This is a genomic window from Vibrio pacinii DSM 19139, from assembly GCF_000711795.1.
GTDB classification, from domain to species: Bacteria; Pseudomonadota; Gammaproteobacteria; order Enterobacterales; family Vibrionaceae; genus Vibrio; species Vibrio pacinii.
In genome coordinates this window covers 1-25193 of record NZ_JONH01000013.1, presented here as the reverse complement: position 1 = coordinate 25193, position 25193 = coordinate 1, and the positions used below count along the sequence as shown (strand labels likewise).

27 protein-coding genes and 1 pseudogene are annotated in these 25193 nt (G+C 46.1%); 14 read left to right on the top strand and 14 right to left on the bottom strand.

Annotated features, from left to right (window positions below):
• Positions 1-29: 29 nt before the first annotated feature.
• Positions 30-1298 (top strand): O-acetylhomoserine aminocarboxypropyltransferase/cysteine synthase family protein, encoded by a 1269-nt coding sequence (locus BS19_RS09300; protein ID WP_038174858.1) that lies wholly within the window; start codon positions 30-32, stop codon positions 1296-1298.
• Between the two features lie 47 nt (positions 1299-1345).
• On the opposite strand, the gene BS19_RS09295 is transcribed toward BS19_RS09300, so the two are convergent.
• Complete coding sequence (locus tag BS19_RS09295) at positions 1346-2878, bottom strand: bifunctional GNAT family N-acetyltransferase/carbon-nitrogen hydrolase family protein (protein WP_038174857.1); 1533 nt, start codon at positions 2876-2878, stop codon at positions 1346-1348.
• Between the two features lie 56 nt (positions 2879-2934).
• Positions 2935-3816, bottom strand: a complete 882-nt coding sequence (locus tag BS19_RS09290; RefSeq protein ID WP_038174855.1) for a LysR family transcriptional regulator — start codon at positions 3814-3816, stop codon at positions 2935-2937.
• A gap of 110 nt (positions 3817-3926) precedes the next feature.
• Here BS19_RS09290 and BS19_RS09285 point away from each other — a divergent pair, with 110 nt between their 5' ends.
• Complete coding sequence (locus tag BS19_RS09285) at positions 3927-4784, top strand: MBL fold metallo-hydrolase (protein ID WP_038174854.1); 858 nt, start codon at positions 3927-3929, stop codon at positions 4782-4784.
• A gap of 48 nt (positions 4785-4832) precedes the next feature.
• Here BS19_RS09285 and BS19_RS09280 read toward each other — a convergent pair whose 3' ends face one another.
• Entirely contained in the window at positions 4833-5591 is a 759-nt protein-coding gene (locus tag BS19_RS09280; protein WP_038174853.1) for a 1-acylglycerol-3-phosphate O-acyltransferase, read from the bottom strand.
• 402 nt (positions 5592-5993) lie between these two features.
• Between BS19_RS09280 and BS19_RS09275 the strand changes: the two genes are divergently transcribed.
• The 3 genes from BS19_RS09275 (at position 5994) to BS19_RS09265 (ending at position 9517) form a co-directional block, all read left to right on the top strand.
• Positions 5994-8348, top strand: a complete 2355-nt coding sequence (locus BS19_RS09275; RefSeq protein ID WP_038174851.1) for a S8 family serine peptidase — start codon at positions 5994-5996, stop codon at positions 8346-8348.
• Between the two features lie 9 nt (positions 8349-8357).
• Entirely contained in the window at positions 8358-8696 is a 339-nt protein-coding gene (locus BS19_RS09270) for a hypothetical protein (protein WP_038174850.1), read from the top strand.
• Between the two features lie 104 nt (positions 8697-8800).
• Complete coding sequence (locus tag BS19_RS09265; RefSeq protein WP_038174849.1) at positions 8801-9517, top strand: DUF429 domain-containing protein; 717 nt, start codon at positions 8801-8803, stop codon at positions 9515-9517.
• Between the two features lie 17 nt (positions 9518-9534).
• On the opposite strand, the gene BS19_RS09260 is transcribed toward BS19_RS09265, so the two are convergent.
• Positions 9535-10497 carry an L-threonylcarbamoyladenylate synthase gene (locus BS19_RS09260; protein WP_038174848.1) on the bottom strand — a complete coding sequence of 321 codons (963 nt, stop codon included), beginning with the start codon at positions 10495-10497 and terminating at the stop codon, positions 9535-9537.
• Between the two features lie 219 nt (positions 10498-10716).
• On the opposite strand from BS19_RS09260, the gene lhgO reads away from it, so the two are divergent.
• On the top strand, positions 10717-11931 hold the full coding sequence (gene lhgO, locus BS19_RS09255; protein ID WP_038174846.1) for an L-2-hydroxyglutarate oxidase: 1215 nt from the start codon (positions 10717-10719) through the stop codon (positions 11929-11931).
• On the opposite strand, the gene BS19_RS09250 is transcribed toward lhgO, so the two are convergent.
• The 4 genes from BS19_RS09250 to BS19_RS09235 form a co-directional block, all read right to left on the bottom strand.
• Positions 11932-13083, bottom strand: a complete 1152-nt coding sequence (locus BS19_RS09250) for an amidohydrolase (protein WP_038174845.1) — start codon at positions 13081-13083, stop codon at positions 11932-11934.
• A gap of 97 nt (positions 13084-13180) precedes the next feature.
• Positions 13181-13609, bottom strand: coding sequence for a VOC family protein (locus BS19_RS09245; protein ID WP_038174844.1), 429 nt, complete (start codon positions 13607-13609; stop codon positions 13181-13183).
• 164 nt (positions 13610-13773) lie between these two features.
• Positions 13774-15384 carry a BCCT family transporter gene (locus BS19_RS09240; RefSeq protein WP_038174843.1) on the bottom strand — a complete coding sequence of 537 codons (1611 nt, stop codon included), beginning with the start codon at positions 15382-15384 and terminating at the stop codon, positions 13774-13776.
• Positions 15385-15674: 290 nt separating this feature from the next.
• Positions 15675-16484: an AraC family transcriptional regulator gene (locus BS19_RS09235; RefSeq protein WP_038174841.1), complete on the bottom strand. Its 810-nt coding sequence runs from the start codon at positions 16482-16484 to the stop codon at positions 15675-15677.
• Positions 16485-16591: 107 nt separating this feature from the next.
• Between BS19_RS09235 and BS19_RS09230 the strand changes: the two genes are divergently transcribed.
• The 4 genes from BS19_RS09230 (at position 16592) to BS19_RS20700 (ending at position 18818) form a co-directional block, all read left to right on the top strand.
• Complete coding sequence (locus BS19_RS09230) at positions 16592-17125, top strand: carboxymuconolactone decarboxylase family protein (RefSeq protein ID WP_038174839.1); 534 nt, start codon at positions 16592-16594, stop codon at positions 17123-17125.
• A gap of 15 nt (positions 17126-17140) precedes the next feature.
• Entirely contained in the window at positions 17141-17563 is a 423-nt protein-coding gene (locus tag BS19_RS09225) for a DUF417 family protein (RefSeq protein WP_038174838.1), read from the top strand.
• Between the two features lie 71 nt (positions 17564-17634).
• Positions 17635-17895 (top strand): nitrate/nitrite transporter NrtS, encoded by a 261-nt coding sequence (nrtS, locus tag BS19_RS09220; protein ID WP_038174836.1) that lies wholly within the window; start codon positions 17635-17637, stop codon positions 17893-17895.
• The gene (locus BS19_RS20700; RefSeq protein ID WP_038174835.1) at positions 17892-18818 is read left to right on the top strand and encodes a methyl-accepting chemotaxis protein; all 927 of its coding nucleotides are present in this window, start codon (positions 17892-17894) and stop codon (positions 18816-18818) included. Before nrtS ends, BS19_RS20700 begins: the two co-directional genes overlap by 4 nt.
• A gap of 489 nt (positions 18819-19307) precedes the next feature.
• Here BS19_RS20700 and BS19_RS09210 read toward each other — a convergent pair whose 3' ends face one another.
• Positions 19308-19802 carry a peptidylprolyl isomerase gene (locus BS19_RS09210; RefSeq protein WP_038174834.1) on the bottom strand — a complete coding sequence of 165 codons (495 nt, stop codon included), beginning with the start codon at positions 19800-19802 and terminating at the stop codon, positions 19308-19310.
• Positions 19803-20012: 210 nt separating this feature from the next.
• Between BS19_RS09210 and BS19_RS09205 the strand changes: the two genes are divergently transcribed.
• The 3 genes and pseudogenes from BS19_RS09205 to BS19_RS20185 form a co-directional block, all read left to right on the top strand.
• Positions 20013-20369 carry a MerR family transcriptional regulator gene (locus tag BS19_RS09205; RefSeq protein WP_038174832.1) on the top strand — a complete coding sequence of 119 codons (357 nt, stop codon included), beginning with the start codon at positions 20013-20015 and terminating at the stop codon, positions 20367-20369.
• 59 nt (positions 20370-20428) lie between these two features.
• The gene (locus BS19_RS09200) at positions 20429-20800 is read left to right on the top strand and encodes a carboxymuconolactone decarboxylase family protein (RefSeq protein ID WP_038174831.1); all 372 of its coding nucleotides are present in this window, start codon (positions 20429-20431) and stop codon (positions 20798-20800) included.
• Between the two features lie 96 nt (positions 20801-20896).
• A pseudogene (locus BS19_RS20185) lies at positions 20897-21001 on the top strand (integrase); the annotation flags it as partial.
• Positions 21002-21175: 174 nt separating this feature from the next.
• Here the strand turns inward: BS19_RS20185 and BS19_RS09195 are convergent.
• The 3 genes from BS19_RS09195 to BS19_RS09185 form a co-directional block, all read right to left on the bottom strand.
• Positions 21176-21466 carry a putative quinol monooxygenase gene (locus BS19_RS09195; protein ID WP_038175048.1) on the bottom strand — a complete coding sequence of 97 codons (291 nt, stop codon included), beginning with the start codon at positions 21464-21466 and terminating at the stop codon, positions 21176-21178.
• Between the two features lie 17 nt (positions 21467-21483).
• Positions 21484-21879 carry a VOC family protein gene (locus BS19_RS09190; RefSeq protein ID WP_038174830.1) on the bottom strand — a complete coding sequence of 132 codons (396 nt, stop codon included), beginning with the start codon at positions 21877-21879 and terminating at the stop codon, positions 21484-21486.
• Positions 21880-21961: 82 nt separating this feature from the next.
• On the bottom strand, positions 21962-22267 hold the full coding sequence (locus BS19_RS09185) for a ribbon-helix-helix domain-containing protein (RefSeq protein WP_038174828.1): 306 nt from the start codon (positions 22265-22267) through the stop codon (positions 21962-21964).
• A 546-nt stretch (positions 22268-22813) separates the two neighbouring features.
• On the opposite strand from BS19_RS09185, the gene BS19_RS20180 reads away from it, so the two are divergent.
• On the top strand, positions 22814-22942 hold the full coding sequence (locus BS19_RS20180) for a nucleotidyl cyclase domain-containing protein (protein WP_281170130.1): 129 nt from the start codon (positions 22814-22816) through the stop codon (positions 22940-22942).
• A gap of 241 nt (positions 22943-23183) precedes the next feature.
• On the opposite strand, the gene BS19_RS09180 is transcribed toward BS19_RS20180, so the two are convergent.
• Together BS19_RS09180 and BS19_RS09175 are read right to left on the bottom strand one after the other, a co-directional pair.
• Complete coding sequence (locus tag BS19_RS09180; protein WP_038174827.1) at positions 23184-24560, bottom strand: IS4 family transposase; 1377 nt, start codon at positions 24558-24560, stop codon at positions 23184-23186.
• A 340-nt stretch (positions 24561-24900) separates the two neighbouring features.
• A partial coding sequence (locus BS19_RS09175) for a helix-turn-helix transcriptional regulator (RefSeq protein WP_038174825.1) occupies positions 24901-25193 on the bottom strand: 293 nt, incomplete at its 5' end.

Genomic DNA, 25193 nt, shown 5'->3' with positions numbered 1-25193 from the left:
AGAAAACACTATTTACCCAAGGAAGGACGATGAAAGACGAAACCTTATCGATTCATTTTGGTTATGAAACCGACCCAACCACCAAATCAGTTGCTACGCCGATTTACCAAACGGTGGCGTATGAATTTGATAGCGCTCAACACGGTGCAGACTTATTCAATTTAGAAGTCCCTGGTAATATCTATACCCGTATCATGAACCCGACCAACGATGTGCTAGAAAAACGCATGGCGGCTCTTGAAGGGGGCATTGCTGGTTTGGTGGTGAGTGCTGGCAGCGCGGCAATCAACTATGCGATTTTGACTTTGGCTCAAGCTGGCGACAATATTGTTTCTACGCCGCAGCTATATGGTGGCACCTATACCTTGTTTGCTCATATGTTGCCAAACCAAGGTATAAACGTGAAGTTTGCCAAAGACGATAAACCAGAGAGTTTGGCTGAACTTATCGATGAGAACACCAAAGCGGTCTATTGCGAGAGCATTGGTAACCCTGCAGGGAACATCATTGACCTTGAGCGTATCGCCGAGTTAGCCCATCAACAAGGGGTGCCGGTTATTGTCGATAATACCGTTGCGACCCCAGTGCTGTGCAAGCCGATTGAATTTGGCGCTGATATTGTGGTGCACTCTTTGACTAAATATGTTGGCGGCCATGGCACGACGCTTGGGGGCGTGATTATTGATTCTGGTCGATTCCCATGGGCGCAGCACAAAGATCGATTCCCAGTCTTCAATCAACCAGAGCCGTCTTATCATGGTGTGGTATACAGCGAAGCGTTTGGTGATGCGGCGTTTATTGGCCGTGCTCGAACCGTGCCACTGCGTAATACTGGCGCGGCATTGTCACCGATGAATGCTTTTATGTTGCTACAAGGGTTGGAAACGCTGTCACTACGAATGGAGCGCCATACCGAGAATGCGCTCAAAGTCGCCGAATATCTTGAGCAGCACGATAAAGTGAGTTGGGTCAGCTACGCTGGTTTGCCTGAATCTCAATACTATCCGCTCGCACAAAAATACATGGGTGGTAAACCTTCAGCGATTTTATCCTTTGGTTTGAAAGATGGTTATGAGGCAGGGGTGCGCTTTTACGATGCGCTGCAAATCTTCAAGCGCCTAGTGAACATTGGTGATGCGAAGTCGTTAGCTTGTCACCCAGCCTCAACCACGCATCGACAACTCAGCGAGCAAGAGCAAAAACAAGCAGGGGTTGCACCAGAGATGATCCGTCTGTCTGTCGGCATTGAACATATCGACGATATTTTGGCTGACTTAGAGCAAGCTCTAAATGCTTAAATAAAGCTTAAAACGAAAACGGCGCAGGTTGTCCCGCGCCGTTTTTTTTATTCATCTGGGGTAATGAACGAGCCGTAAATATCGTGACGACGGTGTTTAAGGTTAGTCACCGAGCCCTCGGTGTTGAGCTGCTTAAGTTTGGTCAGATCAACATCGGCAAAGATGATCATTTCAGTATTGGCGCTGGCCTCGGTTAAGGTCGCATCGTGTGGGAAGTAGATATCCGATGGCGAAAAGACGGCCGATTGAGCGTACTGAATATCGACGTTATCAACCCGTGGCAGGTTGCCGACACTGCCGCCGATAGCAACATAACATTCGTTTTCAATCGCTCGCGCCTGTGAGCAAATTCGTACTCGTTGATAACCGTTTTTAGTGTCGGTCCAAAACGGCACAAAGATAATTTGTACCCCTTGCTCTGCCATCATCCGGCCCAGCTCTGGAAACTCACTGTCATAACAGATCAATATGCCGATACGACCTGCATCGGTTTCAAATACTTTGACCTCATCGCCGCCATCGATCACCCAATCTTTCTCTTCATGCGGGGTGATGTGGACCTTGTACTGCGCTTCAATATGGCCATCACGCTGAAGCAGGTAAGAGACGTTGTACAGTTTTTCGTCTTCCAATACCGGCACGCTGCCAGCGATGATGTTGATGTTGTAAGTCACCGCCATTTGTGAAAATCGATGTTTAATGTCTTCACTGAAGCTGGCGAGAAAACGAATCGCTTCAACCGAGTTTTGCCCCTCTTGCAGACCCATTAGCGGCGCGTTAAAAAACTCAGGGAACAGTGCGAAATCCGCTTTGTAGTTAGACAGCGATGAGACAAAAAACTCGGCTTGATCCATTAAGTCATCGAGATCGCGCATCGCACGCATCTGCCATTGCACCACACCAATGCGAACTAAGGTTTTTTCAATATCGTGCACTGAGTGGATGTCTTCCTCGTAAAAGAAGTTATCCCACTCAAGCAAGGTCGCGTAGCCTTGTGATGCATCGTCTTCAGGCAGATAGTTTCGCATCAAACGCTTAACGTCAAAATCGTTGGCGAGCTGGAAGGACAAAATAGGGTCGTGTAATTCTCGACGTTTAATTTTATCGATGTATTCAGTCACCGAGAGCTCATCAGCATGTTCTTGATAGTTTGGAATCCGTCCGCCAGTTAAAATGGCTTTAAAGTTTTTGCTGCGACACAGCTCTTTGCGTGCATCATATAAGCGACGACCTAAGCGTAAGCCACGATAGTCTGGGTGGACAAACACATCCAATCCATACATGGCGTCACCTTTGGGGTTATTCTGAATGACGTCGTTTGCATTGATGATGTCAGTGTAGACGTGTGGCAGCGAGAAACGGTTGTAATCAACTTTAATCGTCAGAGCCGCCCCAACGATTTTACCATTGTCTTCAATACAGATTTGGCCATCAGGAAACTGACGGATCAGATCCATTATGGTACTGCGCGGCCAAGCGCCGCCGACATCGGGGAAAACCAAATTCATTAGTTGAGCGATTTCAGGGTAGTCCGCTTTTTCAATCGTTCTAAGCGAAAGTCTCGTCGTGATGTTGTCCATAACATGGTTCCATTTTTTACGGCAGAAAACTAGCCTAACATAATCAGGTGCGATTCTTAATGGTTCTTAAAGTATTGTAATAGAAAGTCGATTAAGGCTCTTACTGGATGAGAAACGTGCTTTCTTGACGGATAGAGTAAGTACATTTTTAACGTGGTTAACTGCCATTCGGGTAATACCCACACTAACTCACCACTGGCTATCTTTTCGTCAGCCAGATAATCAGGTTGCATTGAAATGCCTAATCCCGCCATTGAGCCATGCAACAACACGGTGGCTTCGTTGGCCGTAATATCGCAACTCACTTCGACTTCTTGTTGTTGCTCGCCACGACGAAAATGCCAGATATGGCGGCCGAAATTTTTATAGCCTAAACACGCATGCGTGACTAAATCTTGGGGTTTCGCAATCACTGGAAACTTGGTTAAGTAGGCGGGTGAGGCGACCAATTTAGAGTGACACAAAGCAAACTCGCGACCAATCAAGTTCGCGTTTGGCGTGTTGGTGGTACGAATGGCTAAATCGACCCGTTCACTGACCATATCGACTGTACGATCTTGAGCGTCAACATCAATTTTTATCCCGGGGTACTGTTGTCGGAATGCTTGCAGTGCAGGCATCAACATTGAAAAGCCAAACGACATACTCACTGAAATCCGCACTAAACCGCGCAGTGCCTGGCTGGGCATTAGTTGTTCTTCCAACTGACTGGCTTGCTCAACCCAGCGCTGCAAGTCTGGCAGTACTTGTTCGCCAGCGCTGGTTAAGGAGACTTTGCGCGTGGTGCGCTGAAGCAGTCGTGCACCAAGCCAGTTTTCGACCGCTTCGACATGGCGAGTCACCATAGGCCGAGACATCGCTAAACGATCGGAAGTGGCGGTAAAGCTTTGTGTCTGTGCAACGTCAAGAAGCACTTGTACGGCGGTGAGTCTATCCATTTATCTGCACGTTTTGCGAAACAATAATGCAAATAATAGGCTCTATTTAGAAATAAAACTAGGCGTTACTATCCTTAGCGACAAAAAAACCAACCAATTTGGAGCTAACGATGAAAGCCTTAACCACACTTGCACTACTGATGACCACCAGCGCAGCGGTCGCTGATACCGAACTAACTTTTGATGTTTATAACGCCGACCACAACAGTTTTAATGTCACTTCAACCTTAGTCATCGGTGAGACACAAAGCTTGTTGATCGATACAGGTTTCACGCGTGCAGACGCACTACGTATTGCAGCGAAAGTGCTTGATGCGGGTAAACCATTGAAAACAATTTTCATTAGCCAAGCGGATCCTGACTACTATTTTGGCGCTTCTGAGTTGCTTAAACTGTTTCCACAAGCGAACGTAGTGACCACCGCGGCAGTGCGAGAGGCGATCGCGAAAAAATTAGAAAGAAAAGTCTCGTTTTGGGGGCCAAAAATGGGGTTCAATGCACCGAGTAACCCTCAGTTACCCGAACTTGTTGATAGCAATCAACTGACTCTTGATGGGGCGAAAATTGAGATCCGTGGTACGCAAGGGGTGCTCGCTCATCGTCCATATTTATGGATACCGAGTGAAAAGGCGATTCTGGGTAACGTTGGGATCGTTGAAGGCATGCACGTATGGATGGCCGATACGCAATCGGATCAAGAGGTCAATGCATGGTTAGCTCAGCTTGAAGAGATGCAAGCGCTTGAGCCTAAGTTTGTCGTACCTGGCCACATGCAGCAAGGTGGCAAGTTAGACGCCAGTAGCATTGCTTTTACCCATACTTGGATTGAACGTTTTGTTGCCGCTGAAAAGCGCAGTGAAAACAGTCAACAAGTCATTGATGCCATGGCGCAGCACTACCCAAACCTCGCTACCGATTTTAGCTTAGAGCTGGGAGCGCAGGTTCATATGAAAGAGGCCACTTGGTAACAGTAAATGAACGCGGTACTAGCATTAATGTTGGTACCGCGTTGTTGATTATTGACCTGTCGCTATTTGACTTGTGCCATTTTGCTGCTCAAGCTCGGCGACTTCGGCGTCAAGCTGGGCAATCTTTTTCGCCATTAAAGAGTGACAGTGTTCGGCCAGCGCTCTGGCATCACTCAGCTTATAATTTGAGACATCAATCGGCTCAAGCATTTCAGTAATGACGATGCCGTTATTGCTGCGGTTAAGATCGAACTTATTGTGGGTACTGCTGACCACCATTGGCGTTATCGGCACACCCGCTTCAATCGCCATGCGAAATGCCCCCGTCTTGAAAGGCAGTAAACCACGTCCTTTACTGCGAGTGCCCTCTGGATACGCCCAAACTGACAAATTGCGCTGATGAATCGCGTCAGCGACCTGTTTGATGGTATCGCGCGCTTTGGACTTATCTTGACGGTCAATCATGATATTGCCAGTAATCCAATACAAAAAGCCAAAAAATGGCACCCAAATTAACTCTTTCTTACCTAAGGTGACCGTGCGTGGTCTGAGCATACCCGGGTCCGTGACAAAGTCGTAGACACTCTGGTGGTTAGAAATATAGACACTATTTTTCGGCGTTGGGGCGTTGTTTAAGCCTCGTTGGATAAGTTTAATGCCAACCAACTTATGTAACTGATTAAACCAGCGACAAAAAAAGTAAACGTGTTTTGGATTACGTGGGCTAAATAAGCAATAAACGCTAGCAAATAGCGTGGTAATAATAATGAATATCCCAGCCAATAATAGGCGTAATAAAGCGAGCAAAACAGACTCCTTTGGTTGGAGGTAATGAACCTAGGCGGTCAACCATGGCCTTAATACTAGAGTCTTCACTCCATTTAACCAAATTGCAACAACTTTTCGCCATCCTTAGCCATATATCACTGTTTGCATGTGCCTTTGTTTAAGAGCGCGATAAGCTGACCTTTAATACGTTGATTCACTAAATAAGTGATTGCTTTTAAAGGTTTTTTTATTATCACTATTGAGAGTTCACTTTTTTAGTAGGATTGGTGATGCTTTGCTAAAAATTAGTACATTCACTCTAGTTACCTTTTGGTTGTTTTCTATTCATGCCTTATAGCTAGTGCACTTGAGTCAAGTTGTACAACACGATGAGACCAAGCGTAAAACCAATAAAAATTAGCTCCATAAGGAATAGAGCAGATGCACAACATTATTAGTAAAACCAAGGGGTTGTTTACCCTATCAACGATCGCAGTGGCTATGGGCGGCATTTCTATTGCAAATGCCGCACCCGGTTTGGGCTTTAATGAAGCAGACTTACCGACCAAATACATCGTTAAATTTAAACAAGATGCACCCGCGCCATTTTCCCGCTCGGGAGAGCCTGTGATGACGGCGAGCGAAGTTAGCGCGTCGGTACTTGAACAGGTAAACGCACGTAAGATTGAAAAGCTCGGCGCTAAACCGATTTATAGTGTTGAGATGGATGACCAACAGCTCTCATCGTTACGCAGTAACAGCCAAGTAGAGTATGTCGAGGTCGATCCCCCGCGTTTTCTGCTCAGTGAAACTACGCCATGGGGCTTTAATGCGGTTAATGCCCAGTTGCTTGATGATGCCAACGCAGGCAATCGCACGGTATGTATCATCGACTCGGGGTATGATCTGAGCCACAACGATTTAAGCGGTAACCGTGTTGACGGAACCAATGACAGTGGTACCGGGTCATGGAGTTCGCCTGGCAACAATAACGCTCACGGGACTCATGTGGCCGGTACCATCGCGGCGATTGCTAACAGCGAAGGTATTAAAGGGGTGATGCCCAACCAAAATGTTAACCTTCATATCGTTAAAGTCTTTAATGAATCGGGGTGGGGTTACTCTTCAAGCTTAGTTAAAGCCATTCAAACCTGTGCTGAGAACGGGGCAGACGTGGTGAATATGAGTCTCGGTGGTAGCCAATCAAGCCGCACCGAACAAAACGCGTTGCAATCGCTGTACGATCAAGGTGTGTTATTGATTGCGGCAGCTGGTAACTCGGGGAATACCGCTCATAGTTATCCTGCTTCTTATGACGCAGTGATGTCGGTTGCTGCGGTCGATACTAATCGTGATCATGCTGCGTTTTCTCAAGCCACCGATCAGGTCGATATTGCCGCTCCGGGTGTCGCCGTGCTCTCTACGGTGACGGTTGGCGAAGGGGTTTTGTCTGATATCACCATCAATGGCATCAGCAGTTTTGATCGCGGAGTCGTACCGCACAATCGTAAGATCCTTCAATCAGGGTCCTACACTTCGGCGCCTGTCGCGGGCAGCATTACCGCCGCTTTAGCAGAGTGTGATATCTCATCAGGCCGCTACAACTGTGGCGATATGACAGAGAAGGTGTGTTTAACCGAGCGTATTGAAAACCAGAGAACGGGTGTGCGTCCGGAAATTGATCCGGTAAAAGCGTGTCATGATGCCGGGGCGAAAGCGGCGATTGTCTACAGTAATCAAGCGCTTCCAGGGTTACAAAACCCATTTGTGTTAGATGATAACGACCGCTATCGCATGGTTTCAGTGACGGTTGATCGCGCATTTGGTCAAGAGCTATCGGCTCAATCGGGCCAAGAAGTGACCGTCTCGACCACAAGTGGAGAAGATTACGAGTATTACAATGGCACGTCGATGGCGACACCGCATGTGACCGGAGTGGCTGGCCTTGTTTGGAGTTACCACCCAACTTGTAGCGCCCAGCAAATTCGTAAGGCGTTAACGGCAACGGCGACCGATATTGATGTCGCGGGGCGTGACAACCGTACTGGTTATGGCCTGATAAACGCTGATGCAGCGAAAGCCTACCTCGATAAAGGCTGTAATGGTGATGAAATCAAAGGCAACGTGTTAAAAAATGGCGTAGCAACGGCATTACTGTCGGGCGAGGCAAACTCCACTCAGCTGTTTACCTTTGACGTTCCTGCCGATACGACCCGTGCAACCTTCAACCTCAATGGTGGCAGCGGTGATGCTGATATGTACGTACTCTTTAACGGCGAACCTACAAAGAACAACTACGACTGTCGTTCATGGCAAAGTGGCAACCAAGAGACTTGTACCTTAGATGTGACCGGACAAGGCACGTTCCAAGTATTGATTAATGGTTACAAAGCCTACGCTGGTGCGACATTGGTTGCGACGCATAACGGCTCAGACACTGACACTCAACCAGCGTCGAGCTACAGCAACACCAATGCGCTAGCCATTCCAGACAATAGCGCCGAAGGCGTAAGCAGTGAGATCGTCGTTGATCGTTCAGGCGACGCTGGTGTGGTGACGGTTGAACTGGACATTACGCACAGCTACATTGGTGATCTAAAAGTAACGCTGACATCAGCAAGTGGTGGTGAGGTGGTGCTGCATGATAATGCAGGTGGTGCAGGAACGGATATTCGTACCAGTTACCAAGTTGACTTCAGCGGCTTTGAAGCTCAAGGTGAGTGGAGATTAAAAGCGGTTGATAGTGTTCGCCAAGATAGTGGTCGCCTCAATAGCTGGTCACTGACGTTTCAATAAGGAGTTGCGATGAAGAAGCGAATCTACACCAGTCTTGGTTTCGTTGCTTTATTGTGCAGCGGCATTGGTGCTTGGAGCTACGCAGATAATCCTGCTTTTCCGCCAATAGACAACCGAACCGAACAGGCTAAGCAGCAACCGAGTCGATTTTTTGTCAAGTATCATTCCGGGGCTGAACAACAAACCAGAGAGCTTCTTCGCCTTCATCAACTTGAGGTGGTGGAAACACTCGAAAAACAGCAAGTGCTGGTGGTTTCTGGCCGTGAAGAGCAAATCAATAAGCTAAGCCAAAGCGAATTGATTGACTACGTCGAGCCAGAACCTATCCGAAGTTTCTACGCTCAGTAACCATTAGCTGACGTAACTAAGTACAAACGCCTCATCTTTGGGGCGTTTTTTATTGTCACCAAAGGCTTTATCATAGTGTCGGCAATGGGGGAGTACGAGAGAAAATGAGAGTAAACGGTATTGATGGTTGTAAAGCAGGCTGGGTTATCTGGCATTTGGGCGCCCATGGCCCCGAGTGTCATATTGTTGATCAACTGGAACACGCCGAACCATTGCTTGCCGGTGCGCACAGCTTAATCGATATTCCGATTGGCTTTAGTGATCAACAAACTCCCGATCGATTGTGTGATAAAGCTGCCCGTCAGTTTTTGACCATCAAACGTAGTGCTTCAGTGTTTCCGGTGCCTTGTCGCGACGCGGTTTATGCCGACAGTTATGGGCAAGCGTGTGAGATCAACGCTCAACAACTGGGCAAAAGGCTGTCTAAACAGAGTTGGTTTATTCTGCCTAAGGTCAAACAAGTGGATGCGCTGTTAAATCAGCAGCCTGACTTAATGATACGTGAGTCTCACCCAGAGGTGGTGTTTGCTGCCATCAACGCTGCGCCTTTACAGCACAGTAAGAAAACGCCCCAAGGTGTACAAGAGCGTTTAGCGCTGATCAACACCCTTGATCAGCCATGGTCAAATCGATTAATCACACAGCTCGACACAACGCCCAAAAAACACGCCAGTAGCGATGATTTAATTGATGCATTTGTGCTGATGTTGATTGCTCAGCATTGGCACCAGCTCAGGACGTTGCCCGCAATGCCGGATATTGATCCACAGGGGCGTGTGCGTGAGATAGTCTATTGGCATAATGAAAACCAGTGCCAATAAGCGCTCGTTTTTCGCGGTTAGAGTTTTGACTGCGCGCGATTAAGGCGGTCATGCACGGCGTACCAGGCTTCGTTCATCGGTGGTCGCTCAACCCAGATTTCATCACAGCCCCATTGATCGGCCTCATCTAAAGCGCGATATAGGTCATGTGAGTACTGACTAACATCACTTGACATCGGCTTCGACTTAAACAATGTGGCCTTGTTTAAAGGCGAGTAGTGGAGACAAGCGATATTGCCACCGTCGGCTTGTTCAATCTCTTCAATGCTGACTAAGCGCACTTTGGTATTCGGCTGATAATGGCTAGTGACATTCCCCGGAACCGCTACCGAGTGGGCTTTGGGCGCCTCGACTGGCATATTCAGTGTTTGTGATAGTTGGGCGGCGCTAATTGGTCCGCTGCGTAAAATTCGAAACGGTTTTTCGGTCAGATCAATGATGGTCGATTCCAGTCCGTGAGCGCAATCACCGCCATCGAGTACGGCGGCTATTTTACCACCGAGCGAGTTCAGAACATGTTTAGCCGAGGTTGGGCTGAGCTTTTTGTATGGGTTGGCAGAGGGCGCCGCGACGGCCATACCTGATGATTTGAGTAAAGTACTAAAGACATCATGCGCAGGCATGCGCAGACCGATCGAGTCTAACCCGCCTGTCACCACCGAGGTCGCTTGCGGCGCTTTTTTCAATAATAAGGTCACAGGGCCAGGCCAATAAGCGGCGGCAATCGTGTAGGCTTCTGGCGGGATATCCACTGCCCAGTCGGTCAATTGCTCGACATCACCAATATGAACAATCAAGGGATGGTTGGCAGGGCGACCTTTGGCGGCAAAGATCTTTTTTACCGCATCTGGATTCGATGCATCAGCCGCGAGGCCATAGACCGTCTCGGTCGGAATCGCAACCAGCTCACCACGGGCTAATATCTGTTTAGCTTGTTCAATATCTTGGCTGTCGTTAGCAAATAGGTGTTGCGTGTTCAATGTTTGTTCCTCGACGGAGCTGGTTGGTTTCAAAATCTAGGTCGGCTATTTTAACCATGTTTTTCAAACTTTCGATGATTAATTGCAGTTCCATGTTATCGATTGATGATCTTTTTGGGTGATACGCACTACTTTCAATTGGTTAAGCCGAAGATTAAGATGACAGTGTCTTCGCCTGAAGCGCAGCGGCACGATCAACAGACGTCAAGGAGCCAAGGATTGGATAAGATTTACGATTACATTGTGATTGGTGGCGGCATCGTTGGCATATCGACCGCTTGGCAGCTGCAAAGCCGTTATCCGCATAAGTCGGTATTGGTGCTTGAAAAAGAGCCTCAACTTGCGGCGCATCAAACCGGTCATAACAGCGGTGTTATTCATGCGGGCGTTTATTATCCGCCCGGCAGCCTTAAAGCTAAGTTCTGCCAACAAGGCGCGCGAGCAACGAGCGAGTTTTGTCATAAGCATGGCATTAAGCTTGAGAATTGCGGCAAATTGCTGGTCGCGACCACCGATCTTGAGATCGAGCGTATGAATACGCTTTATCAGCGCTGCGTGGACAATGGTTTACCCGTCGAGCGCCTCGATCAAGCGCAACTCAAACTGCGCGAGCCAAATATTGTCGGTTTAGGGGCTTTGTTTGTCAGCAGCACTAGCATTGTTGATTATCGACAAGTGACCCAAGCGATGGCTGATGAATTTCAGCAAGCGGGGGGCGAGCTTGCACTTGGTGCGCAAGTGACCGCACTGAGCGAACAGCAAGATCATGTCGACGTAACGGCCAATACTGATCACAACGTTTGCCATTATCGAACTCAGTTTCTGGTGGTGTGCTCTGGTTTAATGGCTGATCGCATGACCCGGATGATGAACATTGCCAGCGATTTTCAAATCGTCCCTTATCGCGGCGAATACTATCGGCTTCCGCGTCATTACAACCAAAAGATCAACCATCTTATATATCCGATCCCTGATCCAGACTTGCCTTTTTTAGGTGTCCATCTCACCAAAATGATTGATGGATCAGTGACCGTTGGACCGAATGCAGTGCAAGGATTTAAGCGCGAAGGCTATGGACGATTTAATTTCAGTTGGCGAGATGTGGCCGAGATGGTTTGCTTTAGTGGTTTTTGGAAAGTCACCGCGAAACATTTCAAAACCGGATTAGTCGAGGCCAAAAACTCGTGGTGGAAAGCAGGCTACTTAACGTTGGTCAATAAGTACTGCCCAATGGTGACATTGCAAGACTTAATGCCTTATCCGGCAGGTATTCGTGCGCAAGCGGTGCTCAAGGATGGAACGCTAGTGCATGATTTCTTGTTCGCCGAAAGTGCGCGCAGTCTGCATGTGTGCAATGCGCCCTCTCCGGCGGCGACCTCGGCCATTCCTATCGGCGAGTATATTTGCCAAAAAGTCGCCCAAAAACAGCGTTGATTAACTTAACCCGTTAATATCTTCGATAATGCTGACAAAGATGTCGCGCCCGATGGGGATCAGTTCATCGGCAAAATCGTAATCTGGATTATGTAACTGCGGTGACTTGACGCCTGCGCCGAGGGCAAACATCGCGCCTTGCTTTGCAACCGCAGTAAACTGACCAAAATCTTCTGACCAGCGCATCGGTTGGTCCATTAAGTGATAGGGAATAGTGGTTTTCTCACACGCGTTAACCACGCGCTGACAACCTTCTTCGCTGTTCACACTGGCTTGAAACACATCGTCATAACGGCAATTAAATTCAAGCCCAGCTTGTTGTGCGCAGCGCGAGGCCAGCAGTTCGGCCTGTTCAACTAGCGCGTTCATCCCTTGATTGGTTTCACTGCGCAATGTGGCCATCACAACCGCATCACCTGGCGCGGTACCAAAGGCGATTTCTCCTAGCTTAGCGTGAATCACCGTTAGCCAATGCTTCCCGGCTAAGTCTTGCTCTGCAAGGGTTTGAGGAAGTTGACTAAGCTGCTCAATGATCTGGCACATGGCGAGGGCAGGGCTAAGACCATCTTCTGGATGAGCTGCGTGAGAGGTTTTACCGCGCAACTCGATAATCATCCCGCGCGAGGCGCAATTAAATGTGCCAGCGCGCACCGCAACATGGCCAAGCGCTAACCCCGGATAGTTGTGCAGCGCGAAAGCGTAATCGGGGACTAGCTGACTGAATTTATCGTCTGTCACCATGTCGATAGCGCCTGTGCCAGTCTCTTCTGCGGGTTGAAAACAGAGAATGACTCGTCCATGCTGCGGACGATGCTCGGCAAGCGTTGCCCCTAACGCGGTGATGATCGCCATATGGCCATCGTGACCACATTTGTGTGAAACACCACTCACGTTAGAGCGATGCGCAAAGTCATTCGTCTCTTCTATCGGCAGCGCGTCTAGCTCACAACGAATCAAGGTACTCGGCCCAGGGAGAGTGCCACTAAACACAAAAGCGAGGCCATGTCCGCCGAGGTTACGATGAACCTCATCGGCGTGAAAGTGTTCAAACTGCCTGACAATACGCTCGGCGGTTTCTCGTTCCTGTTGTGAAAGTTCAGGATATTGATGGAGATTTTTACGCAGTTGAGTGAGTTGAGAAGTGGTCAGCATAAGGTATCCGGTCCGAGAGATTAGGCGCAAGTTTGACGGTAATTTGACCACTATACGCTTGCTTATTGAGAGATGTAAATGGTCGAAATATCAAAAGCTAGCGCTCAAATCGGACATGAGGTTTGAGCTCTACAACGTTACCTTCGGGATCTTCAAGGTACACCGAGCGACCAAAGCCTTGCGCGCCATAGCGTTTGGCAAACTCAGACGTTTTGACTTGGTGTTTAGCAAGATAATCAAGCAGTTCCTCTTCATCAAAGTCTTCAATTTGTAGACAAAAATGGTCGACGTTGCGTCCGTCTTGTTGTGGGGCTTTACCGCCCATTTTTCCTAGTTCACCATCTAGTGGCACGATATCGATTAAGGCACTGCCCGCTCGGCACTGAATCAAACCAATATCTTGTTTTTCGCGTTCAACCTGGCAGCCCAAAATGGTCTGATAAAAATGAATCATCGCTTCAAGCTGGGTGGTTCGCAGTACCACATGGTCAAGTGCCACCACATGAATCGGATTGCGATTTGGCATAACGGCTCCTCTTGATTAAAAGTGTAACTTTAGTATACGACGCAGGATTTGCGAGGATCGCTTAGTGAGAGTGGCGATTTATCGATGACCATTATCTCAATGGAAATAATCGCCAAAAAAAATGAGCACATAGAGTGCTCATTGATTAATCACAGCGAACTGAATTAGCTGGCCGAGGCCACTTTAGCTACCGAACCTTGGTACTCTGGCAGTTCACTTCGCAACCCTTTGATCAGGCTGAAACACATCACCAGTAGTACTAAAGTAAACGGCAGGCCGGTTGCGACTACACCTGATTGCAAGGCTTGCAGCGCTTCTTTACCACCAATCCATAACATGACCGCGGCGATTGAGCCTTCAATACATGCCCAGAAAATTCGTTGTGGTACAGGCGCATCAATCTTACCGCCAGCAGTAATACTGTCGATAACCAGCGAGCCCGAATCTGATGAAGTGATAAAAAACACCAGAATCAACACGATAGAAAGCACTGAAATAATCGAGCTGTACGGCAGCGCATCATAGACATGGAACAGAGTCAGTGAGATATCGGTTAGTCCATTGGTGCCCAACTCACCGACTTTATTGACGACTTGATCAAGGGCGATGCCACCAAAAACCGACATCCAGATCAGGGTCACGACCGTTGGAATCACAATCACGGCGAAGATGAACTCACGTACAGTACGACCTTTAGAAACCCGTGCGATAAACATACCCACAAACGGTGACCAAGAAACCCACCAAGCCCAGTAGAACACCGTCCAACCATGCATCCAGTCGGTATCTTCACGACCATGTGGATTACTTAAAGCAACAATGTTTTGTGCGTAAGCAACCGTGCTGTCCCAAATAGAAGCAAAAGCAGTGTCGTAGCTAATCATCATGACAAAGGCGAGCAGTGCAAAGGCAATGACCATATTGACGTTACTCAATAGCTTTACACCACCATCAATACCGCGGATCACAGACAGTATGGCGATAAAGGTAACGAAGACGATGACCACCATCTGCATGCCAATACCACCCTCTAAACCAAATACATGGTTAATACCACTGGTGGCTTGTTGCGCACCAAGGCCGAGTGAGGTCGCTAAACCGAAAAGCGTCGAGAGAACAGCAAGAATATCAATGATATGACCAAGCCAGCCCCAAGCTCTATCACCGACTAAAGGATAAAAAGCAGAACGAAGGGAAAGTGGTAATCCTTTATTGAAGGTGAAGAAAGCCAACGACAGGGCGACGATGGCATAAATAGCCCAGCCGTGAATGCCCCAATGGAACATGGTGGCGCCCATCGCGAGCGATTTTGCTTCTTCGCTGTAAGGCTGCGCGTTCAATGGCGTGCCCCACCAATCGGTAAAGTAAGCCGTTGGCTCGGCGACACTCCAGAACAGCAAACCAATCCCCATGCCAGCGGCGAATAACATTGATAGCCAAGATAGGGTTGAGTGTTCAGCGCGTGCTTCTTTACCACCAATACGAATCTTGCCCAGTGGTGACAAAAGTAGGGCAATGGCGAACACGATGAAAAAGTTTGTTGACCACATAAAGAACAGATCGAAGTCGGCGATGATGCCGTTTCTTAGTCCGTTTAACGCATCACGAGCCGTTGCGGGTTCAACAATAAGAAGAGAAATAAGACAGAGAATCACAAGACCAGCGCTAATCCCAAACACTGGATTGTGGATATCGAACCCCCACTTTTGTACGTTGTCTTGGCCGACCTGATAATCAGTGGTTTCGATACTATATTTTTTTGATGCATTTTCCATAAATACAAATTAAACGTTTTTAATATATGTTCATCTCTTGCAAGAAAAACACTAAAACCGCCCTCCATTATTTTGAGTTCAAACTAAAATTTGTGACAGAAGTATAACTAAATGGCATTTTTTGTGCAAATTTAGCGTATATGAGACGATTTAATAGCAGAAAATGCTTGGGTGTCTAAAGGTTTGATGTGTAAATTTATGTTGTGTGAAGTGAGCTTTGGCTCGCCATGGCTTAGCTGTAAATCATCCGATTCCAAATTACATTAGTCTTGTTATTGGTGTTTCAACCGTTATTGTTGTTTCAACCACTGACCGGGCGTTTGTTCAAATTGGCGTTGAAACGCGCGTGAAAAGGCGACACTGCTACTGTAACCAACATCCAAACAAACGGATTTCATTGGATTGCCAGCCAACAGCAGTTGTTGTGCCAACAGTAAACGTGACTCCGTGAGATAGCGCAATGGCGGTTGACCGATCACTTGATGGAATAGGGCGGCAAAGCGGGCGCGAGACATCCCCACATGTTGCGCTAAGCTCTCGATTGTCCATGGCTGATCGGGTTGTGAGTGAATCACTTCGATCGCTTTTGCGAGCTTAGGATCAGAGAGCGCTGCCAAGATCCCCTCTTGGCAGATTTTGTTGTCGACCAGATAACGGATCAAGAGCAGTAAAATCAATTCAAGTAGAGTCGATACAACAGAGATCTGCGCGTAACGTGGCTCGAAGGCTTCGTCAAACAGCAGGCTGACGACTGAATTTAGCGTCGGCAGTTTGCTAAGCGGGATCACGATGGCACTTGGCAGAGCACGATAGAGCGGAGAGTCCTTAAAGCTCAAACTGGCACAAACAATATCGCAACCCTCTAAAGTAAGAGATTGCAGGCGATGCTTTTTACCACTAGGGAAGATAATCAGTGTCGGTTCGGTGATGGTATGAGTGAGACTGTTTTGCTCATAGAGCGCTAATCGGCCGCTGCGTACCAAATGCAGTTGCCCCTCTCCGGGATGCTCATCACTACTTGAGCTACCACATAAATTACCTGAAAAGAAATAGTTAGCTTGAGGCGCTGCATTAGAGAGTAAGGCTGACAGTGCATCCATGTTTGAGACTCTTGGTGTGTTTATTTGGACTATTAGTGATAAATCGTATCACTGGATGTGGAAATATAACAAGCGTCCATTAAATAAACTTAACTAAGGATCTTGTTATGAATCGTATTCTTCCTGTCTCCCAACCACAAAATGAAGCGGCAGCTACTCTTAGCGCGATGCGTCAACAGCTTGGAATGGTGCCAAATCTGTATGCTTCAGTTGCTCATTCACCGAACGTGCTCAACGCCTTTTTGGTTTTCAATCAAGCTTTGTCACTCGGCCGTTTAACCGCCAAGCAGCGCGAGTTGATCGCGTTAGCCGTTGGTCAGGCTAATCAGTGCCAATACTGCCTTTCGGCACATACGTTACTGGCAGGTAATGCTGGTATTGATAAAGCGCAAGTGCTCGCCGCTCGCCAAGGCAAAGCAGAAGATGCACTTGATCAAGCGCTTGTGACGTTTGCAATACAAGTGGTTGAGCAACGCGGCGCGATCAGTGATGAGCAATTTGATGCGGCTCGTCAAGGCGGCATTGACGATGAACTGATGATCGAGGTCTTGGCGCAAATTACTGCCAACACATTCACAAACTACACCAACCATGTTGTGCAAACGGAGATTGATTTCCCCGTTGTCAGCCTATCTGTATAACGCGAGGTAATATCAATGAAGCATGAAAAAGGTTACCTGATCGCGCTGAGTGGTGTGATTTTGACCTTAGTTTGGATTGGCATTTTTAAATTTACGCCAACCGAGGCTGAAGTGATTCGCCCGTTAGTAGAGAGCCATCCTTTGATGAATTGGCTCTATGCGATCTTCTCGGTGCAAGGGGTCTCTAACCTGATAGGTATTACCGAGATCATCGTAGCAATTGGCATGATTGTCGGCATTTGGAAGCCAAAAATTGGCTATTGGAGTGGTTTAGCGGCGGTGGTGATCTTTGTCATGACTCTCAGCTTTTTGCTCACCGTCCCTAATGTGTGGAAGGTGGTCGACGGAGTCATTGTCACTGAATTCTTTATTTTCAAAGACTTGGTATTTTTAGGTGTCGCTTGGTTGAGTGTCGAGCGCAGCCGTCAATATCTTTAAATGTCTCTTGGGGAGGTTAGTTTCCACACTGCCTCTAATCTCCCTACTTTTTCTAAATTGATGGTGAAAAGATGAGTCGGAGTTATCGCTACAAAGAATTTATCCAGACAGCAGCCTCAGCCGTCATTTTGCATCGCTCAGTGAAAGTCGCGCTGATCGTTGGCACAGTTCTGATGATGATTAATCACGGTGATGCCATCTTGAGGGGAGAGGTTGATTTGACGCGGGTGAGTAAAATCTTGCTGACTTACTTAGTCCCGTTTTGTGTTTCTACTCACGCGAGCGTCAGTGCAACGCTTGCTGCAAAAAAAGCGCTAGGGAGTAACGGATGATAAAGTTTTTTAACCGAACCCCTGCAGTAGATCAGGTCGTGCTCGATACCGCGCGTTACCAAGAGTTACAGCAGATAGAAATCAAGTATCAGCAATTGCTGCAAGACAACCCTTTACCCCACGCTGAACAAATCGTTGTGAATGCGGGTAATGTTTATCGCTCTTCGTCAAATCGAATGAATGCTATCAGCCACAGCTCTGAGATGGTTGAAGATTTTATTAATCAGTCGAATGACATTGAAACTTTGTCGCAGCACTCTTTTGCTGCCACTAGTGATACCGTCAGCACAGCTTCTCAATCGATTGAAAAACTGTACGGTTTATTAGATCAGATCAACCATGCAAAAAATCAATTGATTGAGTTTACTCAGTTACTTATCTCGTTAGAGCAAAATAATCACAACATAGGCCAACTGGTTGATTCAATTAAAGGTATTGCAGCGCAAACCAATTTACTAGCACTTAATGCGGCGATAGAAGCGGCGCGGGCAGGGGAGCATGGGCGCGGATTCGCTGTTGTCGCAGATGAAGTACGCTTACTTGCTAACACTGCCACCCTGTCGGCAGAAAGCATCAATAAAGAGATGAATACTATTATGGAGACCTCATCACAGATCATCGATAAGCAAAAAGAGGTTTCGAACGTGATTAACTTTAGCTCAGAGATCGCCGATGAAACGGTCATCAGTACCGAAAAGCTAATCGCAATGGCTAATCAAAGTCAAACCACCGCACAGCAAGTGATTCAACGCGTCAGCAAGCAGCTTGAAGGTTCGCACATTATTCAAAGTAACATGCAGCAGCTCGTCTCTGATACGCGCACGGCGTTATCTCTGTCTAATTCTAATCACGAGTTAGCCAAGGTGATCACTCAAGCACTGACGGTACTAAAGACCGATGAGCATAGTAGTGGTGAGCGCTAATTCAAGACTGGTTGATTGTATTAGTTCTTTAAAATTCAACCGATTAAATCGGATTGATGATTTTGGACCTACATTGAATGTTACATGAAAACGCTACTTAAAAAGCAACTGAACGCTCGCCCGAGTATAACCTGTTGCGATTAAAGGTCACTGCACTCATAGAAAAATAATCTTAAAACTAGCTGCAACTACGATTTATCAATAGGTGATCTATTATTGCCGAGCAATGAGTTTCGCATATTCGATGAGGACGGTATTAGACTAACGCTTAGACCAAAAGGCATTGGAACAAGTGAGCTAGGGGGAAGCTCACTTATTTGTGCCCCAAAATGTATAAGTATTCATTTCAGCTAGCCTCAGTTCACAGTCTTTCATCATACAAGAACTAATGTGGTAGTAGAGGCTTTAACTTTCGTTCTTACTATGAATCTCACCTTACATCCTGATTTTATAGGGATTACATTATCGACAGTGTTATCCAACGTCTTCTTATGCTTCTAAGGTCACCCGTTCAATCATAACCGTCTCTGCTGGCACATCATCATGCCCCATCCGTGATAGCGTATGTACCTCGGCAATCTTATATACGATATCCATCCCCATCGTCACTTTGCCAAACACAGCATAACCCCAGCCGTTGTTGGTTTTCGCTGTGTGATCAAGGAAATGATTGTCATCAAGATTGATAAAGAACTGCGCGGTTGCAGAGTGTGGGGCATCCGTTCGTGCCATAGCGATGGTGCCAGCAACGTTCTTTAGACCGCGATTAGCCTCATTGGTAATAGGATCGCGTGTTTCCTTTTCGTCCATCAATTCTGTTAGGCCACCACCTTGAATCATAAAGCCTTTTATCACGCGGTGGAAGATTGTGCCGTTGTAGAAACCATCTTCACAGTACTTTTTAAAGTTACGCGAAGACACAGGTGCTTTGTCTTTGTTGAGTTCGATTTGGATGTCACCAAAGTTGGTGTGAAGCGTAATCATTGTATATTGCAATCTCATTGGAATGATGGCCGCAATTATAGGGAGTGGTAGCGACAAATAACAAGTTTCTGCCCCAAAGTTTGCTAGCTATTTCGCTTACAACGTTATTACAACTAGTTACTTGGCTTATTATTTCTAATCGGTGTAGTGTTTTAGAAGTCAGTGGTTATTTGCGCTGGTGAAGATAGGTTTAGCAAGAAGGTAAAAACAATGAACATGAAAAAATTTTCGGGCGTAGTTGGGTTATCGTCTTACACTCTTCGATACTATGAAAAAATTGGTTTGCTAAAACATGTCCAAAGAAATAGCAGTGGCCACCGGGTCTACTCAGATAGAGATATTGATTGGGTGAACTTTATTAAACGACTCAAAGACACTGGGATGCCGCTAGAAGAAATTCAAAAATATGCGTCATTAAGAGATTTAGGTGTAAAGACCGTGGTTGATCGCCAAGGCCTGCTAGAAATACACCGAGAAAACTTAAAAGAACACATTAGGCAACAGAATGAGCATCTGAAAGCATTAGAAGACAAAATTAATTTATATAAAAACGGAGAAGTGAGTTGACTTAGAGTTAACTCTAACTTGTAAGGTGTGCTGGTCTTTTATTCAGAGGAGCAAGCCACATGGACAATACTCGATTTAATTCTGGGCTAGAACAGTTATCAAAAATCGATGGTGAAGCAGGGCAAAAAGTTATTGAGAGCCTACAAGATATTTGCCCTGATTTAGCTAAATTAACAATAGAATACCCGTTTGCCGATATCTATACACGGCAAGGCTTGGACTTGAAATTAAGAGAGATAGCAACTGTCTCTGCTTTAACAGCCATGGGAACTTGTACGCCGCAGCTAAAAGTACATTTGCACGCAGCCCTTAATGTTGGTTGTACAGAAGAAGAAATCAAAGAAGTAATAATACAAATGTCTGTCTATGCTGGTTTCCCTGCAGCGTTAAATGGAATGTTTGCTTTCAAAGAAGTGCTATCTGAAAGGTAGCACTAGTAGGGCTGCGCAACTCAAAGCAGCCCCAAAACTTGTATTCCGTGGCAAAAAGCAAGACCTGACCCTGATGTCTCCCTGAGGGCGGTATAGATTTTACTGGGGCATTCGAAACTAGATAACACTATTCGTTACCTTGGGGTTGAACTGGAAGACGCTCTGAGTCTCTCAGAGCAAACGGATTGCTTGAAGTACTGATACAGGCTTTCTTTACCTCTGAAAAGCCTGTGCCACATTTCGTTTTCGCCACAAAACGGTAGTCGCAACAAACGGTGATAAGTTTCGTCCAAAATTTACCATGGGTTCGACTAGAAGATAAAATGTCAGTCAACTTAACTGACTGACATTGAGTTCATTGGGCGCTCTTTTTAATTAAGCAGAGAGTTCATCGTAGAAAGTGATTTGTGGCTCTTGCACCAGTACACCCTCTAATTTGTTTAGCAGCTTGATGAAATGAGGTTGCTTACAGTGCTCATCGAAAGCATTTTGGTCGACAAATTGCTCTCGAAACATAAATAGTGCTGGGTTGCTTTTATCTTTAAATAAGAAATAACCTTCGCAGCCAGCTTCTTCTCGGGTGGGGGTTAGCATCGCAACCAACAGAGACTCGAGAGCCTGCTCTTGCCCAGTTTTAGCGTGAAATATCGCTGTTAAATTAATCATTGTGTTTACTCGCTCTGTCATAGGTATCGTCCTTGACGTTGTAGAAACTCGATCTTGTATCCATCAGGATCGGTAATAAAAAAGAATGTCGCGAGGTGGATTTGATTGTGAGCGAGCGTTTTGATATCGGAAGCCTCGATATTTAATGAGGTCATTCGCTGATGAGCTTGCTCAATATCCTCGACAGTAACGGCTATGTGCCCATAACCATTACCATGAGTGTACTGCTCGGATTGGTTATGGTTATAAGTCAGCTCTAGTTCAAAGCCTGTTTGAGGGTTGGCTAGGTAAGTTAAAGTAAAATTATCAAAAACATATTGGTCTTTGATGTCGAGCACCAGTGCTGCACGGTAGAAGTTGATAGATTCGGTAAGGTTGCTAACTCTTACCATAGTGTGGATAAGCTTCGTCATATCTGCCTCTTATTCAGTTGAGACCTAGAATAAGGGCAAGGAATGAAGTGTTGGTAGTACTAGAGTACGACAGTAAAATTAATTAGCTACTTGAGATAAGCTGTCGTTTGACTATGTCCATTACTTCGTTAGGCTGGCGTAGATAAATTAAACAAGCACAACGCAACAATGAGGTGAAATTGATAATTTCTCCGTTGTGTGCCAAAGCTTCGTTGTAGATTACACTGATAAAATGGGGCAGTTTCATTTGTTGTTGCTCAGAGATTTCGTCAAGAATTTGCCAGAAGCTCGCTTCCAATTTGATGCTGGTAGCATGGCCACCTATTCGGATAGAGCGAGCAATGAATTGGTAATCTTCTTTAGGTTGCTTAGAAAATATGTTGCACATAATAATCTGCCAATATACGAGAAAGCGATCATTCTTGTCTTTTCACTTGTGCTAAGTCAATCGTTGAGTAGTAAAATATAAAGGGCTCGAAGAGTGTATGAGAGTTCTGTTCTTGCAGGACTGAACTCTTGGTTAAGCAACTTTTGCCATACCTAACATAATTCATTAATTGCTAAATTGGCAATCTCGCTAACACATTTTTGTCCAAAAATAAGCCTACAACCCCACACCACAATCCAACTCCTAATCGAGATCAAGTAAATCAAAATCGTAGACATGGTGATAGAAGTTGTCGCACTCCGAGCAGGTGCTTTTGGACAGTTAGTTTTTGATCATTAGATTGGCTGGGTGTCGATACACTGCTTCACGTCGCTTATTGGCGGGTTGAGCAAAGGAAGGCGTAGAAGTAAGTATTGATGGGCCAATACCAGTCCATGTTGCGCGCTGTCACTGGAAACCTGGCGTTTAAGTTATTGAATATGCGTATGCACATACGTATTGATATCGTTGTTATCATTAAGTTAATCAGGCTATCAAGAGAGGGCGATCTCTGTGACGGTCAGTATTGGCTTGGCTGAGGCGCGTGCGTCAAGCTTCATCGATGAAATCAATCGTCAAGCAGATGCCAACCTTTATGATGCAAAATCACAAGGGCGAAATAGGGTCGTTGCTTAACGCAATTGAAAATCGACCTCCTGTTCTTTGATTGGGTAGCGTGCCTATTGAACTCGCTACAAAGAGGCTTTATATGCTTGAACAAGAGAAACATCAGGGAGTCGGCCTAAATTGAGATTGGCCGTTTACCATTGGTAGGGCGGTAGTAGTTGAATAGCCTTTAATGCTAAGTTTTTGATTTTGAAATATATAAGACACAAAAAAAGGCCACCCGAAGGCTGTCTCTTGATCACAAGTCTTGTTAATCAAGAGACTTAGCTAGCTCATACCCTTCAAGGATGGTTTGTAACCTAAACCATCCTTGCCATAAGGTTTTTATAGAAGCACGGCCTGTCCGCTTGGTATTCTTCCAACCTCCTAACCGTGCAATACCTCTGTAAGCCCATGATATATTCGGCGCTTCCTTCGGTAGCCTTTTTCCTTCAAGCTTTAGCCACATTAGCTTCCATGCGTTACCTTTTAAAACCTGCTCACAACTGCTCTTCGATAACTCGTCTGATTCATTCATAAACCTCAACTGGAGCAAGCGAGTCGCGATAAAAGCCAAAATGACACTAAGCCTTTCTAAGTTATCTTTACTTTGCATTCTCAGTTGCTCAACCTGAGTGCCTTCACTTTTCCAGACTTTATGAAAATCTTCTATTAGCCAACGCAGCTCATAATAACTGACGATTTTAAGTGCCTCTTCTTTGCTTGTTACTTGCTCTGAGGTGAGTAAGTGCCATGCCAGCTTATCGCTACATTCACCTTGCTCGATACACCCAACATAGTAGAGGGGGATATTATCGAACTCTTTCTTATTCGCGGGAGACTTCAATGTCACACGTGCATACTTAATATCTAGATGAGCCGTTCGAGCTTTACGACCGCCTTTTTGCGGTATCTTGAGCACTTTTGTTCCTGCTGATGATAGTGCCCAGGCGTAGTCATAAAGGCGATTATCGTGCTCTTCTATACAGCGACTTTGCATTGAGCGAACGAGAAACCGCTGCTGCTGCTCTTGCTTGTAAGTGAGGTATTCAAACAGGTCTGCTTCCCTATCGCAAACCGAAATAACATCTGACATTTTATCTCCGAGTCGCTCTGCAACATGCTGAGAGGCTTGTTCCCACTTATAACTTTCTTTTTCTTTGTATGGTCGAGTCGCGTATTGGTTTCGTTGTCCGCGCTTTTCAATATTTCGAGTCCAACGTTGTTGTTCAATTAAGCCAACAACCGTTTGAGTTTCGGGAGCAAAAAGCAAGCTGGAGTGAACGAACATAGCTCGGTGTCGATTGCCTTGATTGGAGTGTCCGAGCTCATCTCGTATGCTGCGATGGGAGTAACTTAGAGAAGTGGTATCTTCTAATGCAAGAAGGGTTTGTTGCTCTAAAGCCTCTTGAGCTGTGGCATAAAAGCCTGCTTCGGCGATATCTTCTGCTTTGATTTGCTCATTACGGATAAAGCGATAAGCGCCTTCCATATCAGCTGGTGAGATAATGAGTTTCGAAACCGGTACGCCAGGTTGCTCGGCCAGTGAGGCAGCTAGAGCAACGAGTCTTTGAGTGCGTCTTGGGTCATTGAGGTCGGCTTGACCGAATTGTTTTTGTGCCCAAAGGGTTGGCTCAATATAGGTCATCATAATCATCCTTATCATTACTTAGATGATCAGATCATGAAACCTTAAATTAGTTCAAAAAAAATCCCCAAGCTGTGGCTTAGGGATTTGTGTATAAGAGACAGCCCGAAGGTGGCCTTTTCCAAACGTTTGGTGGGCTGGCGGGAGTTGAAATGGTTTCTCACTTTTCATAAATTCACTAACTTATATCGATGTTACCAATTTGGTGTTGCATCAAATGTTACATCAATTTCCTGCTTCAAAAGGAACTGAACCCGCGTCCATGTATTACTAAATCATTTAAAAATGCTAGCTTGTTATAGCAATTTAATCTAAAGCAATAGCGCTGATACTGAGTATTTTACCCAGCCTCACCATCTATTAGTAGCGATTTTAACACATCGGGAGAAGACGGTAGCATTCCGACTTTTAAGCCAAATGGTTTGAATACCTTGTTGAGAATCTCTGTATTGTAGCTGCCCCGATCATTCTCTATATCTGAGAGTGTTTTTCTTGAGACATCGACAAGTCTTGCGAACACATCCTGTTTGAGTCCCAGTATATTAATGCGTAAACTTTTTAACGCTTGGCCTTGTGTTAGCTCTCCAAGCAATAAGTGTTTGATGATTTTGTTTGCCTCTGTTTTGCGTTCTG